Below are 16117 nucleotides of genomic sequence, written 5' to 3' on the forward strand. Positions count from 1 at the left end.
CTGCGCTGCTCGGCGGTCAGCCCGCCGCCGTCCGGATACCGCATGCCTCCGGCGTAGCAACCCTGGCGGACCGTGTCACCGGTCCCGACATAAATCCAGACCCCGAAACGCAGAAGTCAGTAATCGCGTAAACGGAAAATGCGGTGCGTGCCGTCTCGGCACCCCCTAGCCTGCCGACCATGCCTACGACGCCGGCCTGGCGGCCGCTCACGCGTGAAGACGCCCCCGCCCTGGCCGAGTTGTTCGCCGTGGTGGAGGCGACCGACGCCACCGACGAGCACTACGACGTCGAGGACCTGGCCGAAGAGCTGTCCGCTCCGCATGTCGATCTGCCTCACGACACGGTGGGGGTGTGGTCCGACGGGAAGCTGATCGCCTACGCCAGAGCCACGGCACTGCCCGAAGCGACCTCTGTGCACCTCGTCTACGTGGAAGGGGCGGTGCGTCCCGCCGAACGCGGCCGAGGTGTGGGCGCGGAGTTGGTGAGCTGGCAGCTGACCCGGGCGGCACAGCAGCATCGGGAGCGGTTTCCCGACCTTGCGGGCGAGGCGCACGTCCAGTTGCATGCCTCGAACACCGCCAAGCACGCCCTGTACGAACGAGCCGGATTCCAGGCCCGGCGTTGGTTCTTCGACATGCGCCGACCGCTGAACGACGGCTCACTCCCGGTGCCCGCCCTCGCGGACGGACTGCGCGTCGTGCCCTTCAGCACGGCGTACGACGAGGCGACCCGGGCGGCCCACAACGAAGCCTTCCGCGACCATTGGGGTCATACCCCGGCGACCCCCGACCGATGGCGTCACGGCACGACCGGCGCTCGGTCGTTCCGGCCCGACGTGTCGTTTCTTGCCCTGAACGGTGACGAGGTCGTCGGCTACCTCATCAGCCACGAGTACGACGCCGAGACCGCGATGACCGGCCTCCGCGAGTGCTGGATCGCGAGGCTCGGCACCCTACCCGCCTGGCGCGGCCGCGGCGTGGCCACCGCGCTGCTCGCCACCTGCCTGCGGGCCGGCCAGGAGCAGGGCTACCGCAGGGCCGGCCTCAACGTCGACAGCGCCAACGCGACCGGCGCCCTGGGCCTGTACGAGCGGAACGGCTTCCGCACAGGGCAGACCTGGATCGAGTGCGTACGCCCGTTGTAGGACGACGTTCGACCAGCGACCCCTCGTTCACGGGGCGCAAAAGCACGTGGGGCCTGTCCGTACGGACAGGCCCCAGGTTGAGCGCCGGGCAGGCCTTGCACCTGCATTTCCCCGCAGGAAGCAGGGCGTCTTTCCTTGGACCACCAACGCAGAACCGGTTGTGGCGAGTTGCGGCGACCGGCTCGTGATCAACTCTATCGCACGTCCGTCCCGGCAGACCAACTCCCCTGCCCCACCTTGCTCCACAGCTCAGCGTGCGTCGCCTGGGCCGGACGGGCCTTGATGCATCCAAGCGATGACGTCGAACACGCGCAGGATGCCGATGTCCTCGCCGATACCGGCCTTGTCGCGGAGGCGGGTCAGCTGATCGCGGAAGGCACCGTCGTCCGCCCGTAGGGCCGCGGCCAGCGCGGCCCAGAAGGAGTGATCCGTCTTCGGCCGACCGAACAGTTGCTTGATGCGGATGTCGTAGATGGGGATGAGGTGAGGGCGCTTGCGGGCCAGCAGTTTGCCCGCGATCACCGGGCCGCTGCCGTCAGGCTTGCCGACACGCGCCCTGATGGCCAAGCGCTCCCACAACTCCCAGGCGGGGCCTCCCCGTTCTATGAGCGCGTCGCTTTCAGGGTTCTCCAGTCGCGCGTCACAAGGAATGAGCGACAGCAGGCGCGCCCAGTGCCCCTCGGGGTCGGTCAGCAGGTTGATCGCCCCGTGCGCCTCGACGGACACGCTGAGCATGGTGATGGCCACCAAGTCGTTGCTGTCGAAGCGGTCTGCGACGTGCTTGGTGTCGCCGCCGCCTCCGAGTCGCTCGAAGTGGGCGCCTGAGTAGTACAGATCACCGCTTGTGCGTCGCCGGGTGAAGTATTCGGCCAACAGGCGGACGGCCTTCTCGTCGTCCCAGTAGATCTCCGGGATCTTCAGTTCCACCACCGGGACGTCCCCCCACACCTTCGCGACCGATGACACGTCGGCGGACGCTACAGCGCCCATCCGGGCCTCGCCACTCCAGGCCAACGGTGCCGCAGCGGCTGCACAGGGAATGAACGGCCACCTTGATTGTTGAAAGTGGTATGAAAAAGATCGGGTTCCTGTCCTTCGGCCACTGGACGCCGTCGCCGCACTCGCAGACGCGCTCCGCGGCGGATTCCCTTCTCCAGGCCATCGACCTCGCGGTCGCCGCGGAGGAGCTGGGCGCCGACGGCGCGTACTTCCGGGTCCATCACTTCGCGCGGCAGTACGCCTCGCCGTTCCCGCTGCTCGCGGCCATCGGCGCGCGCACCAGCCGGATCGAGATCGGCACCGGTGTGATCGACATGCGTTACGAGAACCCGCTTTACATGGCCGAGGACGCAGGCGCTGCGGACCTGATCTCAGAAGGCCGGCTTCAGCTCGGCCTCAGCCGGGGATCCCCGGAGCAGGTCATCGACGGCTGGCGTCACTTCGGCCATCTGCCGGCCGAGGGAACCACCGACAGCGACATGGCTCGCGCCCACACCGAGCGGCTCCTCGACGTGCTGAGCGGTGAGGGCTTCGCGCAGCCCAATCCCAATCCGATGTTCTCCAACCCGCCGGGACTGCTCCGTATCGAGCCGCACTCCGAGGGCCTCAGAGACCGTATCTGGTGGGGATCCGGCTCGAACGCCACCGCGGCGTGGGCGGCCACGCTCGGCATGAACCTGCAGAGCTCGACCCTGAAGGACGACGAGAGCGGCGAACCCCTGCATGTGCAGCAGCGCAAGCAGATCGAGGCCTACCGTGAGGCCTGGCGGAAGGCGGGTCACACCCGTACGCCGCGCGTCTCGGTCAGCCGCAGCATCTTCGCACTGGTCGACGACCGTGACCGCGCCTACTTCGGCCGCGAGGCCAACTCGAAGGATCAGATCGGCTACATCGACGCCGACACCCGCGCCATCTTCGGTCGCTCCTACGCCGCCGAGCCCGACGTGCTGGTCAAGCAGCTCGCCGAGGACGAAGCCGTCGCCGCCGCGGACACCCTGCTCCTCACCGTGCCGAACCAGCTCGGCGTCGCCTACAACGCCCATGTGATCGAGAGCATCCTGACCCACGTCGCTCCAGAACTGGGCTGGCGCTGAGAACACAGAGGTAGAGCGGGCTCCGGGGCCCGGTCGTGCGGCACCGTCTCTCCAGCACGGGAGTCGCGCGCCGGTGGCGGTCGATCGGCTGCCACCGGCCCGTGGCTGTCCGGGTTCGGGCTCACTGTGCTGCGTGCCCCCGCTGCGGTGGCCTGTCACTGTCGCACGGTACGGTCGCTCCAGATCGACAACGGGGAGAGCGCATGACGATCCACAGGCCGGGGCTGCCGCAAGACCTTCCGGACCCCGAAGTGCTGTGGGCGCGATGGGCGCTCGCGGCCGTCGTGGAGGCGACCACCGAGGCGGAGGAAAGTTCGCGTTACCGCACCGGTACCTGGATCGACGACGAGGGGCTGCACCTCGACGACTGCGGCTGCACCTGGTGGACGTTCTCCTGCCTCGGCGAAGGCCGGTACGTGCTGTACGGCGAGGACGAGTCGAGCGACTGCAAGTGGCACGAGCCGCCGGTCGACATGCTGGCGGGCGGTCCTGACTGGCTCCCCTACGAGGAACTGCGCGACCGCCTCGCGGGCAACGAGCTGGGCTGCGTCTACTGGTACGACAACGGCGCCTGGGCCCGCGCCCCCTACCCCCAGGACCTCAAGGACGACGGCCTGGACTGCGGGATGAGCCGGTTCGTGGAGCGCGACGAGGCCCACTGGCTGCTGGACGAGTACGTCGGATACGGCGCGCCCGCCCGCGAGCTCCTCATGGAGCACGCCGAGAGCCGCCGACTCACACCGGAGCTCCTCCAGGAGCACGTCTCCTCGCTGGAGGGCGGCGCCCCGGACCTTCCGGCGATGACCAGAGCGCTCCGGCGCGCGGGGCTGGATGCTCAGCTGCAATAACGCTCAGTCAGGTCCGTACGCACGTGGGTATGTTGCGGCGGCAGGTGGGCCAGGTTCCACGGCTCCTCACCGATCTGCCGCCCCTGCGCAGGTTCTTCGCCTTCGCCGTCCCAGCCGACGCCGCGGGACTATGGCAGGCGCGAGGACACAACGCGGTCGAGTTCACTCTGTTTTGCACCGGCGTGAAGAACCTCGAGGTGGACGGCTGGTCCGGGTGGCCCAGGAATGTGCCGCCCTGTCAGGCAATACGGTCGTACTGGCCGACCAGGGCACAGGAGACGATCGCCACTCCGACCGCCACCCCCAACCAAGCCGAAGCGAAGCCCAGGCGCCACGCCCGCTCAGCGGATGCACGCTCAGGGCAGACGCCCGAGCAGGCGTCGGACGGGGCAACCTCCCGTCGGTTCGGCAGTCTTAGTTCCCGGGGTGCACATGACGAGAGAGCACCAGGTTGCCTTCTTTCTCAGGGAGTTGGAGGCGGGTGACACCTGGCGACGGGCAGCGGCGGCAAAAGGGCTCGGCAAGCTCGGTGACACCGAGCACGCGGCGGTGCTCGTCCGGGCAGCCGGTGACCGCGCGCCCGAGGTGCGGGAAGGCGCGGCGGTGGGCTTGGGCAGGCTGGGGGTTTCCGTGGCCGGGGCCGAGGCGCTGCCCGCGCTGATGGATGATGACGATCCGTGGGTGCGCAGGCAGGCCTCTTTGGCGTCGCTCCGGCTCGGGCTGCGTGATCGCGAGGTCGTGGCGGCCTATGCGCGGCTGCTCGGCGATCCGGACCATCACCTGCGGATCAACGCCTTGGAGGGGTTGCGAGAGCTGGGTGTGCCCGGTGATGTTCCCGCGCTCGTCCGACTGCTGGGTGATCCGGCATACGGCGTCTGGGGTCGGGCACACAGCATGGTCTGCATGTTCAGGAACGATCCGGACGTCGAGGCGGAGCTGGTCCGTACCGCTCAGTGGGGGGAAGATGCCGCCCGCGTACGCGCCCTGTCGATGCTGCCCAAGCAGCACATCCACCGGCTGCTGCCGTCGCTGCTCAGAGCTCTGACTGACGGCTCTTCCGTCGAAGTGCGCCGCACGGTGGCTTCCCGACTGGATCGCGTGGACCGCCCGGAGACTCAGGACGCGCTGTTCGCCGCCCTGGAGGCGGAGCAGCACCCGGAGATGGCAGCACACCTACTGCTGTTGCTCGGGGGATCGGGTGATGAACGGCTTCTGGGCCCGGCCTCGCGCTGGCTGAGCGACGAGCGGGCGGGGCCGTGGGCCGCCGCTGCCCTGGGGTCCGTCGGCGACAGGGCCGCCGCCAGGCTTCTACGGGCTCTTCTCACCGGTCCGACAACGGACGTTCCCACGCTCGCGGCGGCAGCAACGGCCTACGGCGAGATAGGCAGATGGGACGCGGTGTGGCTGCTGCTGCCCCTGTTGGACCATGCCGCGAACGAGGTGTACGAGGGCGCGCTGCGTGGCCTGGACGCCATGGCGGACACCGGGTTCCGACCGTGGGAACGCGCGGCGGTCGCCCAGGCGCTGGTGGCCCGTCTCGGCACCGGCCCCACCCTGGTCGGGGTGGCGGAGAGTGTCCTTTCGGGCCTGGCGGAGGCTCTGCCGGGGCTGCGGGAACTGGTGGACCGGACCACCTTTCCCCGGGTCCGGGCCGCCGCGCTGTCGCTCCTGGACCCGCGCAACGCGACGGACGCCGGTACTCCCCACGATCTGCCGTTCTTCGTGCGGCACTTGGACGACGTGGACAACTGGGTGCGCCGGGCCGCCGTGGAGGGAATCGCCCACTGGGTGGAGGAGACGGGCATGCTCCCTCCGGGCGAGGAGCGGCTGCGCGAGCGGCTCGCCGCCCTGGGCTCGGACCCGAGTGATGTCGTACGTGAGGCTGTGGCCGAGACGCTGCGGGTCCTGGACGACTGCCGGAACCACTGATCTGTCGGCCAGTCCGCCGATCAAGCGGACCACGGTCAAGCAGAACGGCGAGGTCAGGTCAGCGGCGCCGTCACGACCATCGCGCCCGGCGCGATGCATGGCGGTCCGGCTTCGGCCGGGTCCTGTTCAAGCCCTCATCACACGTCCCCCTCCAGCGCCACGAGCCGGACGGCGATATACGGGCGTCCCGGCAGCGTCAGGGTGAACGTGCCCTCGTAGCTGCCGGGCAGGTCGGTGACCGTCATGTTCCACGTGTCGATGACTTCCGCCCGGTAGTGGGTTCCTGGGCGGAGTGCGAACAAGCGCCTGCGGGGCTGTGACACCCCGAAGTAGGTGAGGTAGTAGCGGTCTTCGACACCTCCGACGGGGAAGTCGAAGTCTCCGGGCTGCGGGTCGATGCCAGGGGCGTCGAGCGGGGTCTGCTCAAGGATCGTCCGGAGGAACTCGATGCGGGGGGTGCTTTCTCCCTTGAGGACGCCTCCCTTGGCCCACCACAGAATGTCGTCGTCGGACAGGTGGCACTCTCCGTGGGTGACGTATCCGCCGCGCACGATGCCGTCCCAGCAGCGCCGGACCATCTCCTGGGGCGTGAGGTTGCCCCAGCCCCAGTCGATGTCGCCTTCGTAGCCCATCTCGTCGAGGGCGACCGGCTTGCCCCACTGTTCCCGCCATGCGCGGGTGTCCTCAGGGCCGCGCTGGATGCTGGAGTGGGTGACCCAGTCGGCGCTGTTGTCGTAGAGCTCCACCCAGTTGTGCACGCTCAGCAGGTGATCGTGGGGATCGTGCCCGCGGATCACGGCGGCCGAGCGGTGCCAGTGGGCCGCGTCCTTGGACCACACCAGGTCGTACTCGTTCGCCAACGACCACCAGACGTTGGGGTGGGCGGCGAGTCGGGCGACCACGTACCGCAGGTACCGGTCGTCCGCGGCCGGGCCCATGTCCGAGAAGCCCCAGCGATCGTAGGGGTGGAACAGGATGAGGTCGGCTTCGATACCCAGTTCGCCGAGCTGCTCGATGCGCTGTTCGAGATGACGGAAGTAGGCGGGGTCGGGACGCTCGAAGTCCCAGCCGGTCTCCGGGGAGCCGGCGAAGGGGTAGCGCGGCGGCTCGTTGGTGTTGTGGATGAACGACTTGGGGAAGACGCACATTCTGATCTTGTTGAACGGGCTGTCCGCGAGGGTCTGCAGCGTCTGCTTCTCCAGGTCGTCGCCCTGGTGCGTCCAGGCGTAGGCGGTGGTTCCCACGGGGAGGAACCGGGTGCCGTCTGCGTGTCGGAAGTGGAATCGCTCGTGGACCCGGACGGGACCGTGGCTGTCGGGACTCGCGGGCTCGCAGGTGAAACCGCCCTCGATCCCGTCCAGTGAGCGGGCGTTGCTCGAGGTCTGGAAGGACCAGGAACCCTCTCGGTCCGGCATGAACCGGATCCGGTACACCCCGTCGCCGTCGTAGAAGCCGTGCGCCGTCAGGGCGTGTTCACCGTGCCGGAACACGGCCCGCAGGTCGACGTCGGTGAAGGGGTTCCCGTGCGCCGGGCCGTGCAGTTCCAGCTCGAACGTGCTCCATCTCCGGACCGTCTCGCGCTGGACGGTCCGGGCGCTGCCGAGCGCGGTGTCCGCCGGTTCGTAGTCGGCAGAGGGTACGGGCACCTGCTGGGTGGGCGGCTCCTCGACCGTCGTCTCCTCCACCGCTGCCACCTCTGCGAAGAAGGCTTCACGGGCGACGGGATCGACCCGGATCGGCAGCATCATCACGGTCACCTGCTCCAGGGTTCCATGCATGAACGGAACCCGCGTCAGGTCCTCCTCGAGACCGGGCAGGTACTTGCGGACCACGGCTGCGGCCTGGGGATTGCGAAGAACATCGCGGAGGACGGACTGGGGGCCGTAGGACATCTCATGCTCCTAGAGGTACGGGGTGGGGTATCACCGGTAGCGCAGCGCTCACGAGCCGCCCGTACCGTGATAGCGAAAGTCCGTGAAGTGGACGGTGCCTGCCTCGGCGAACATGCCGGTGACACGGCCGGTGAAGGGCACTGCCGTCTCGACGGACCAGTAGCGGCCGTCGAGTTCGGCGAGCTGGGTTTGCAGGCCGGTGTCGTCCACGACGGTGAGACGGATACGGTCACCGCCTGCCGACCACGGTGTTCCAACTGGGCCCGGTGGTACATCCGTCTCGATCCGGAGAACCAGCGTGTCGCCCGACACCTCGGCACTCCACGACTGAGTGATGGTCGACATCGTTGCTCGCGCCGTGACGCGTACGACGCCCGCCTGTGACGACTTCTCCGCGATCAGGGCCACGGTGAACCGTTCGTCGTAGCGCAGGCCGAGACCGCCCCTGCCGTCGCGCGGGTCGATCCGAACCTCGAAGCGGCTCTCCAGATGGCGCTGACGACGACCGACGAAGTCGGGCCGGAACACGTCCAGGCCCCCGGCGTCGGCACGGATCGTGAGATGCCCGGCTGCTACGTCGACGGTCGCCACCTCGCCGGGTGTGCGTCCGACCGCCAGCCAGCCGGGATCCGCCAGCGCGCCGGCCTCGGCGAGGTCGAAATGCTCGTCGACGGGCTCCGGGCGGGGATGGAGAGGAACCGGTGACAGCTGAGGCCAGCCGTCGCTCCACTCCACAGTGGTGGCGAAGGTCTCCCGCCCCAGCGGAGCGAAGGCACCAGCGGTCCGCGTACCGAGAAGGACCACCAGGTCCCGTCCGTCCGGGCCGCGCACCAGGTCGGCGTGTCCGGTCCGTTGCACGGGGGCGTCCGTGCCGACGGCCCGCAGGAGCGGATTGCCGGGTGCTCCCTCGAACGGCCCCTTGATGGACGGCCCGCGGGCCACGCTCACGGCGTGCCCGAACTCCGTACCGCCTTCCGCGATGAGCAAGTACCAGTGGTCGCCGCGCCGGTAGAGATGCGGGCCTTCGGGTGCCACCAGGCCGGTGCCGGACCAGAGCAACCGGGGCTGTTCCAGGACCTGCCCGGTCGCGAGGTCCACCCGGGCCTGGAGGATCCCGTCGTGGCTCCAGGGCTCGGTGTCCGACATCCGCAGCCCGCTGTAGGTGACGTAGGCCGTGCCGCTGTCGTCCCAGGCGAGATCCGGGTCGATGCCGTCGATGCCGTCGATGCGCACACCGTCGTCCCAGGGGCCGGCCGGATCCGGCGCGGTGAACACGACACAGCCGCGCGGGCCGGCGGTGATGTTGACGATCACGTGGAAGCGCCCGTCGTGGTGGCGGAGGGTCGGTGCCCACACGCCCGCGCCCGAGGGTGTTGCGCCGAGTCCCACCTGTTCCGGGCGTGTCGCGACGTTGCCGATGTGCTCCCAGGTCACGAAGTCCGTGCTGCGGTACACGGGGAGGGCCGGCAGGTACTCGAACGACGAGGTGACGGCGTAGTACGTGCCGTCGACGAGGACGCAGCTCGGGTCGGGGTTGAACCCGGGGATCAGCGGGTTGGGAAGTGCTGTCGGCTCATTGGGTGGTGCCATGTGCGGTTTCTCTTTCCTCGGAGCGGTCGGCAGTGGGGTGGCGGACGAAGCCGGGCCGGGCCTCGCAGACCAGGGCCGCGAGCAGAGCGAGTCCGCATGCCACCACGATCGGAGCGCGGGCGCCGTACGCGGTGATCAAAACTCCGGCGATCGCGGAGCCGAGCATGTTGCCGACGGCGAACATGCTGCCCATCCAGCCGAATGCCTCGGCGGCGGAGCCGGTGGGTGCCCGCGACGACAGTCGCTCGAACAGCGCGGACATCACCGGAGCGACCGTCATCCCCCAGAAGAACAGAACGACGGTCAGCGCGATCGTCCCTGGTGCCAGCGACAGGACGGCCAGCCCGGCGGCCAGGAAGAGCATCAGGCGACGCAGGCTCGCCGGGTGGTGACTGCGCGCGCCGTGGATCAGTCCGCCGACGAGGGATCCGAGGCTGCCGACGGCCAGCACGAAACCCGACTCCGACGACGCGTGCCGGCCGCTGACGACGGCCACCACGCCGATGACCTGTCCGGCCAGCGCGGCGGTCAGGAGGACCGTGGTGAGGAAGAGCCTCGGCAGACCCGGCGCCCACAGCACGCGGCCTTTGAGGGCATCGGTCGTAGGGGCACGGCCCGCTTCCGCGTTGCGATCGCAGACGTAGGCCAAAGTGCCGGCGAGGACGAACCCGGCACAGCCACCCATGGCGAGGCGGGGTCCGCCGAAAGCGGCGAACATGGCCACGACCACCGGCCCGACGACGAAGATCACTTCCTGTGCCGTCGCTTCGAGCGCGAAGAACGTACGCCGTTGTTCCGGCCGCACGAGGGCCGGCAGCGCGACTCTGACCGCTGCCGTCATCGGCGGCGTGCACAGACCGGTGAGCAGGGACAGTGCGACGAGCAGAACCGGCCGCGGGGGCACCAGGATCAGTGCCCCCATCGCGGCAGTGTGCAGGAGGGCTGTGATCGCGAGCACCGGGCGGCGGCCGTGGGTGTCGGCCAGTCTGCTCGACAGCGGCCCGGCGACCAGGGCTCCGGCCACGGCGGCGGCCGACACCAGGCTGTACACCGCGTACGTCGAGTGCCGGGTCGTCAGCATCATCAGCGCGAGGCCGGTCATGCCCTGGTGGAATCGGCCGATGATCGACGTGGTGAGAAGCCACGGGACCGAGGAGGTACGCAGCAGGTCTCGATAGGCGTGGGTGGACACCGTCACACGCCCGGAGTCGTAAACGACTGGGCAGGCTCGTCAGACATGCTCGGCCACAGCCTCGGAAAGGAAGGACCGCTGCGCGCTCGTCAGCACCCGCTTCTCGCCGACGAGTTCGAAGGCCCCTTCGATACGACGGTCGTCGGCGTCGAAACCGAGGAAGAAGTCCACCTGCGCCGGTTCGACGGCGAACTCCCGTGCCAGGTTGGTGTACCCCAGCTGGGCGGCGGCCAGGTCGAACGTGACCCGGCGGGACTCCCCCGCCGCGAGGTCGACTCGGCAGAAGCCGGCCAACTGCTGGGCGGGGCGGGTGACTCCCGTGGTGTTCACCCGCACGTAGAGCTGGAGGACGGTGGCGCCATGGACCCTTCCGGTGTTGGTGACGACAGCGCTGATCCGGACGGACCCTTCGGTGTCGGTCTCTCGGCCGCACTCGAGGTCGCCCAGGCCGAAGTCGGTGTAGCTGAGGCCGTGTCCGAAGGTGTAGAGAGGCGTGCCCGGCGTGTCCAGGTAGAGGGTGTCGGTCCCCGGGGGGAGCGGATTGCGGTAGCCGGTGCCGGATTTCTGGTGGTGGTGGACCGGGATCTGTCCGGTGTGCCGCGGGATGCTGTAGGGCAGCCTGCCGCTCGGGTTGACGGCGCCGAAGAGGACCTCCGCGACCGATTTCGGCCCGAACGGGCCGCCGTAGGGTGCCACCACGATCGCGCGGGCCCGGTGTACCGCTTCCGGCAAGGTGTAGGCGCGCCCCTGGAACAGCACCACGACGAAGGGGGTGCCGGTCGCGGCGACCGCCTCGACGAGCCGGGTCTGTACCTCCGGAAGCGCGATGTCGGCGGAGTCGCTGCCCTCGCCCTCGGTGCGCTCGCCGTTGAACCACAGGCTCGCCCCGCCGAGGGCGAGAACGACGACACCGCAGCGCCGTGCGACGCCGACGGCCCGCTCGATCGCCTCGTCGTCCAGGGGCTGGGTCAGAGTGGTGCCCTGCTCTGTCAGCACCGTTCCGGCGAACTCGGCGATCTCCTCGTGCAGCGGGCGCGCGCCGTAGTTGCGGCGGGCGAAAGTGTCCGAGTCGTCGGTGGTGAAGAGGGAGTCGTTCCAGGCGGTCTTGGCGGGCTCCGCGCCCACCATGTTCATCATCCCGCCGCGTTCGGCCGCCCGCACCGCGTCCCGCCACGCCGGGTAGGCGTACGTGGGGAACTGCAGCCAGGCCGCGTCCGCGTGCGGCCCGATCACGGCGACGTCCAGTCCCCGGGCCAGCGGCAGGATGCCGTCGTTCTCGACGAGAACGACCGAACGGCGGGCCAGTTCGGCGGAGAGCTCCCTGCCCTCCTCCCCGACAGCGGTGATGTCGATGTGCTCCTGCGGATACGGATTCTCGAACAGGCCCAGCTCGAACTTGGCGCGCAGGACGCGCAGCACGCAGATGTCGACCGCCTGTTCGTCGAGGCGGCCGGAGCGCACTTCGCCGACGAGAGCCTCGCCGTAGGCGAACGGAACGGGCAGCTCGACATCCAGGCCCGCACTGATGGCCATCCGGGCCGCTTCCGCCGCGTCCGCCGCCACGCGCTGGCGGGTGACGATCTGCTTGATGGTGTCGTAGTCCGAGGAGACGAAGCCTTCGAAGCCGAGGGTGTCGCGCAGCAGCTCGGTGAGGACTTCCCGGGAGGCCCCGGCGGGGACGCCGTCGACGTCGCTGTAGGAGTTCATCACGGACTTCAGGCCGGCGAGCTGGATCGCCGCCTCGAAGGGGTAGGCGAACAGATCGCGGGTGCGCCGGCTGCCGCCCTCGTAGGCGGACAGGTTGACGCCACCGGAGGGCAGGCCGTAGCCGAGGAAGTGCTTGGCCGTCGCGATGACGCCTTCGGTCAGGCTGTCGCCCTGAAGACCTCGCGTGTACGCGACGGAGAACGCCGCACACAGGTAGGGATCCTCGCCGTATGTCTCGTGGACACGGCCCCAGCGTGGGTCGAGGGCGACATCCATCACGGGGGACAGCGCCTGGCCGTAGCCCAGGCGGCGCATCTGGCGCCGGATCAGGTCCGCCATGCCGCCGACCAGGTCGGGGCTGAACGTGGCGGCAAGGCCTGTGGCGGTGGGAAAGACCATGTGCCCGCCGGTCATGAGGCCGTTGAGTGCCTCCTGGTGGATCAGTGCCGGAATGCCCAGGCGGGTGCGGGTGACGTACTGCCGCTGGATGGCCCCCGTCATACGGGCTACCCGGACCGGATCGTCGGCCGCGACGGCCGCGACGTGTCCGGGAGGGCCCTTGAGGAACTCGTCGGCCCCCTCGGCGTCGGAACCGTCGGCGTCGATCAGCCGCCAGGGCCAGGCGCAGGTGAGCTGCGCGCACTTCTCCTCGATGGTCATCTCCCGCAACAGCGACTCGGCGCGTACGTCTGCTGAGAGGCGGGCGTCCCGGAATTCGGGGGTCGAATCGATCGACATGGTGGGTCCGTTCTGTACTGTTCAGGACTTCGTGGCTCGCCGGTGCGGACGCGACAGACGCGTCCGACGCCGGGCTTCGAAAGCACCGATTCGGTACGGACCGATCAGTTGCTGCGGCGCGCCAGGATCTCGGCGACCCGCTGCTCGAACTCGCGGGCGGCCGGGGACGAGAACTCCGGCTGTGCGACGGCATGCGACAGGTGTGCGGCCTCGTCGTCGAGTCGCGCGGCGCACAGCGCGGCTATCTGCGGTTCGCCGCCCGGAGCGACGCCCGTCTCGACGGCCGCCTGGATGACGGCGGCCCAGGTTTCCTGGTCGTCGAGGACGTCGCGGACGGTGACCGGCGCGGGTCGCCGGCCGCCCGTCGTGTGCGGGTCGGGCACGTCCCAGCTGTGGCTGCCGTGTGTGACGCTCTCGCTCGTGTCGGCGCCCGGGATGCGCACGTGGGCGACCGTTCCGACCGGCACCACGGCCTCCAGGCGGAACCTTCCGTCCACGCGCTGCCAGCTCACCCGTGCTTCTCCGAACGGGGTGAGATGGCGGGCCGAGGCGGAGTCGAGGTCGGCGGGTGGCTCGGGGGCGACGATGATCTCGCGATAGCCCGGGGCGCCGGGGGCAAGGCCGGCGACCTTGCGGTGCAGCCAGTCCGCGACGGCGCCGAGTGCGTAGTGGTTGAACGAGGTCATCTCGCCGACGTTGAGGCTGCCGTCCGCCAGCATGCTGTCCCAGCGCTCCCAGATCGTGGTCGCGCCCATGGTCACGGGGTACAGCCAGGACGGGCACGCGGTCTGCAGGAGCAGCCGGTGGGCGACGTCGGCGTGCCCGGTCGAAGTGAGCGCGTCGGTCACCAGCGGGGTGCCGACGAAGCCGGTGGCGATGCGGAATCCGGCGGTGCGGACGAGGTCGGCGAGGCGCCGCCCGGCTTCCTGACGCTGCTCGGCGCCGGGCAGCAGTGCCCATTCGATGGCCAGGGCGTACACGGTCTGCGCGTCGGAGTGGATCCGGCCCGCCGGGGTGACGTAGGCGTGGGCGAAGGCGGCGCGGATCTCCGCCGCGAGGGCGGTGTAGTGGGCGGCTTCCTCGTTGTGACCGAGCACGCGGGCGGCCTCGGCGACGATCTCGGCCGAGCGGGCGAAGTGGGCGGTGGCGACCACCTCGTTGTCGGCTTGGGCGCGGGCCGGGTCGTCCGGCGGTGCGGTCGGGTCGAGCCAGTCGCCGAACTGGAAACCCCCGCTCCACAGCCGGTTCGGGCCGGCCAGGCGGGCCAGGCGGTCGACCCAGCGGCGCATGCTGGGCAACTGCCGCTCCAGCAGGGCGCGGTCGACGTAGCGCTGGTACAGCACCCACGGCACGACGGTCGCGGCGTCGCCCCAGGCGGCGGCGGTCGGGGACGGGGTGCGCAGCACATCGGGCACCACGAACGGCACCGCTCCGTCCGATTCCTGCTCCGCCGCGAGGTCGGCGAGCCAGGAGTCGAGGAAGCCGGCACAGTCGTAGAGGAAGGACGCGGTCGGCGCGAAGACCTGGATGTCGCCGGTCCAGCCGAGGCGTTCGTCGCGTTGCGGGCAGTCGGTGGGCACCTCCAGGAAGTTGCCGCGCATGCTCCATACGACGTTCTCGTGGAACCGGTTGAGCAGCTCGTGCGAGGAGTCGAACCAGCCCGTACGGGTCAGGTCGGAGCCGAGAACGATCGCCTCGACGTCCTCGGCGCGCAGGCCGGCCGCTCCGGCGACCTCGGCGTAGCGGAACCCGTGGAAGGTGAGGGCGGGTTCGAGATGCTCCTCTCCCCCGCCGGCCACGAAGTATCGGTCGGTCGCCTCGGCGGAGCGCAGTGGCCGGGTGCCGAGCTCCCCGTTCTCCAGAACCTCCGCGTGGCGGACGATCACTTCGGTGCCGGGGGTGAGACCACGTACGCGCAGCCGCACCCAGCCGACCGCCACCTGGCCGAAGTCGACGAGGGTCCGGCCCGCCGGTGAGGTCCACACCCGCTGGGCCGGCAGCACGGACGTGACCCGGGCGGGCGGACCGGGGGGTGCGACCAGACCGGTGAGGTCGGTGTCGACGATCTCGGTCGTGCCGGTGGCGGGGCGCCAGTGCGGGCCTCGTCGGCGCAGGTCGGTGGACTGGCCGTCGTAGAGGTCGTCGGCGAGGACGTCGCTCTCGCGCGCGGTCCACGTGCCGTCCGAGCCCAGGGTGTGCACGGCGCCGTCGGCAGTGGTGACCTCCAGTTGCGCGAGCACCGCCAGCCGGTCGCCGTAGAAGGCGCGGGTGTCGTGGAATCCGATGCGGCCGCGGTACCAGCCGTTGCCGAGCAGGACGTCCAGCTCGTTGCGGCCGCTGCGGACGAGGTCGGTGACGTCGTAGGTCTGGTAGGCGAGCCGGTGCTGGTAGGAGGTCCAGCCCGGGGTCAGGTGGAGGTCGCCGACGCGGCGGCCGTTGAGTGTGGCGACGTACAGGCCGTGGGCGCTGGCGTAGAGCCGGGCCCGTACCACCTCGCCGGGTACCTCCAGGACCCCGCCGAGGATGGGTGCGGGCTGGTGGAGTCCTCCGATGCCCACCGGGGCGACGAAGGCGGCCGTCCAGTCGGCCGGGTCCAACAGACCGGTCTCGACGACAGCTTGGGCACTCCACTCGCTCCAGTCCTCTCCCGCGTCGCCCTTGTGCGCCACCCGCACCCGGACGCCGGCGGACTCGCGCGACGCGAGCGGCTCACAGGGCCAGGGGACCAGCACCTGATCGGGGCCGTCCGCGCGGTAGCGCTCCGCGGCACCGGCGCGGCTGATCTCGATCTCGTACGCGGACTGCTCGTATCCTTCGTCGGCGCGCGGTACCGACCAGCTCAGGCGGGGGGTGCCGGTGCCCACGCCGAGCGTGGTCGATGACTGATGCTCGAAGCGGGGGGCACTCGGGGCGGCTGCCACGACCATGCAAGTCTCCAGGATTCTCGGACTTGGTGACCGGGTCGATCCGGCCGTACCGTTCA

Annotated in this window: 10 protein-coding genes; 4 read left to right on the top strand and 6 right to left on the bottom strand. The window is 69.9% G+C overall.

The genetic code is table 11. The features are described from left to right. Window positions 1-179: 179 nt before the first annotated feature. Window positions 180-1145 carry a GNAT family N-acetyltransferase gene (locus ABKA17_RS34735; protein WP_353696320.1) on the top strand — a complete coding sequence of 322 codons (966 nt, stop codon included), beginning with the start codon at window positions 180-182 and terminating at the stop codon, window positions 1143-1145. A gap of 249 nt (window positions 1146-1394) precedes the next feature. On the opposite strand, the gene ABKA17_RS34740 is transcribed toward ABKA17_RS34735, so the two are convergent. Beyond that, the gene (locus tag ABKA17_RS34740; RefSeq protein WP_353696321.1) at window positions 1395-2072 is read right to left on the bottom strand and encodes a DUF6308 family protein; all 678 of its coding nucleotides are present in this window, start codon (window positions 2070-2072) and stop codon (window positions 1395-1397) included. A 143-nt stretch (window positions 2073-2215) separates the two neighbouring features. On the opposite strand from ABKA17_RS34740, the gene ABKA17_RS34745 reads away from it, so the two are divergent. The 3 genes from ABKA17_RS34745 to ABKA17_RS34755 all read left to right on the top strand — a co-directional run bounded on the left by ABKA17_RS34745 (window position 2216) and on the right by ABKA17_RS34755 (window position 6015). Beyond that, window positions 2216-3238: an LLM class flavin-dependent oxidoreductase gene (locus ABKA17_RS34745; RefSeq protein ID WP_353696322.1), complete on the top strand. Its 1023-nt coding sequence runs from the start codon at window positions 2216-2218 to the stop codon at window positions 3236-3238. A gap of 203 nt (window positions 3239-3441) precedes the next feature. Next, window positions 3442-4086: a hypothetical protein gene (locus tag ABKA17_RS34750; protein ID WP_353696323.1), complete on the top strand. Its 645-nt coding sequence runs from the start codon at window positions 3442-3444 to the stop codon at window positions 4084-4086. Between the two features lie 432 nt (window positions 4087-4518). Further along, entirely contained in the window at window positions 4519-6015 is a 1497-nt protein-coding gene (locus ABKA17_RS34755) for a HEAT repeat domain-containing protein (RefSeq protein ID WP_353696324.1), read from the top strand. A gap of 137 nt (window positions 6016-6152) precedes the next feature. Here ABKA17_RS34755 and ABKA17_RS34760 read toward each other — a convergent pair whose 3' ends face one another. The 5 genes from ABKA17_RS34760 to ABKA17_RS34780 all read right to left on the bottom strand — a co-directional run bounded on the left by ABKA17_RS34760 (window position 6153) and on the right by ABKA17_RS34780 (window position 16061). Continuing rightward, a complete protein-coding gene (locus ABKA17_RS34760; protein ID WP_353696325.1) occupies window positions 6153-7907 on the bottom strand; it encodes a DUF5605 domain-containing protein in 1755 nt (584 codons plus the stop codon). 48 nt (window positions 7908-7955) lie between these two features. Then, on the bottom strand, window positions 7956-9497 hold the full coding sequence (locus tag ABKA17_RS34765; RefSeq protein ID WP_353696326.1) for a glycoside hydrolase family 43 protein: 1542 nt from the start codon (window positions 9495-9497) through the stop codon (window positions 7956-7958). Then, complete coding sequence (locus tag ABKA17_RS34770; protein WP_353696327.1) at window positions 9481-10695, bottom strand: MFS transporter; 1215 nt, start codon at window positions 10693-10695, stop codon at window positions 9481-9483. Before ABKA17_RS34770 ends, ABKA17_RS34765 begins: the two co-directional genes overlap by 17 nt. Before the next feature lie 33 nt (window positions 10696-10728). After that, entirely contained in the window at window positions 10729-13134 is a 2406-nt protein-coding gene (locus ABKA17_RS34775) for a glycoside hydrolase family 3 N-terminal domain-containing protein (RefSeq protein ID WP_353696328.1), read from the bottom strand. 104 nt (window positions 13135-13238) lie between these two features. Continuing rightward, window positions 13239-16061 (bottom strand): family 78 glycoside hydrolase catalytic domain, encoded by a 2823-nt coding sequence (locus ABKA17_RS34780; RefSeq protein WP_353696329.1) that lies wholly within the window; start codon window positions 16059-16061, stop codon window positions 13239-13241. Window positions 16062-16117: the final 56 nt, after the last annotated feature.

This window comes from Streptomyces sp. RG80 (genome assembly GCF_040446465.1).
GTDB lineage: Bacteria > Actinomycetota > Actinomycetes > Streptomycetales > Streptomycetaceae > Streptomyces.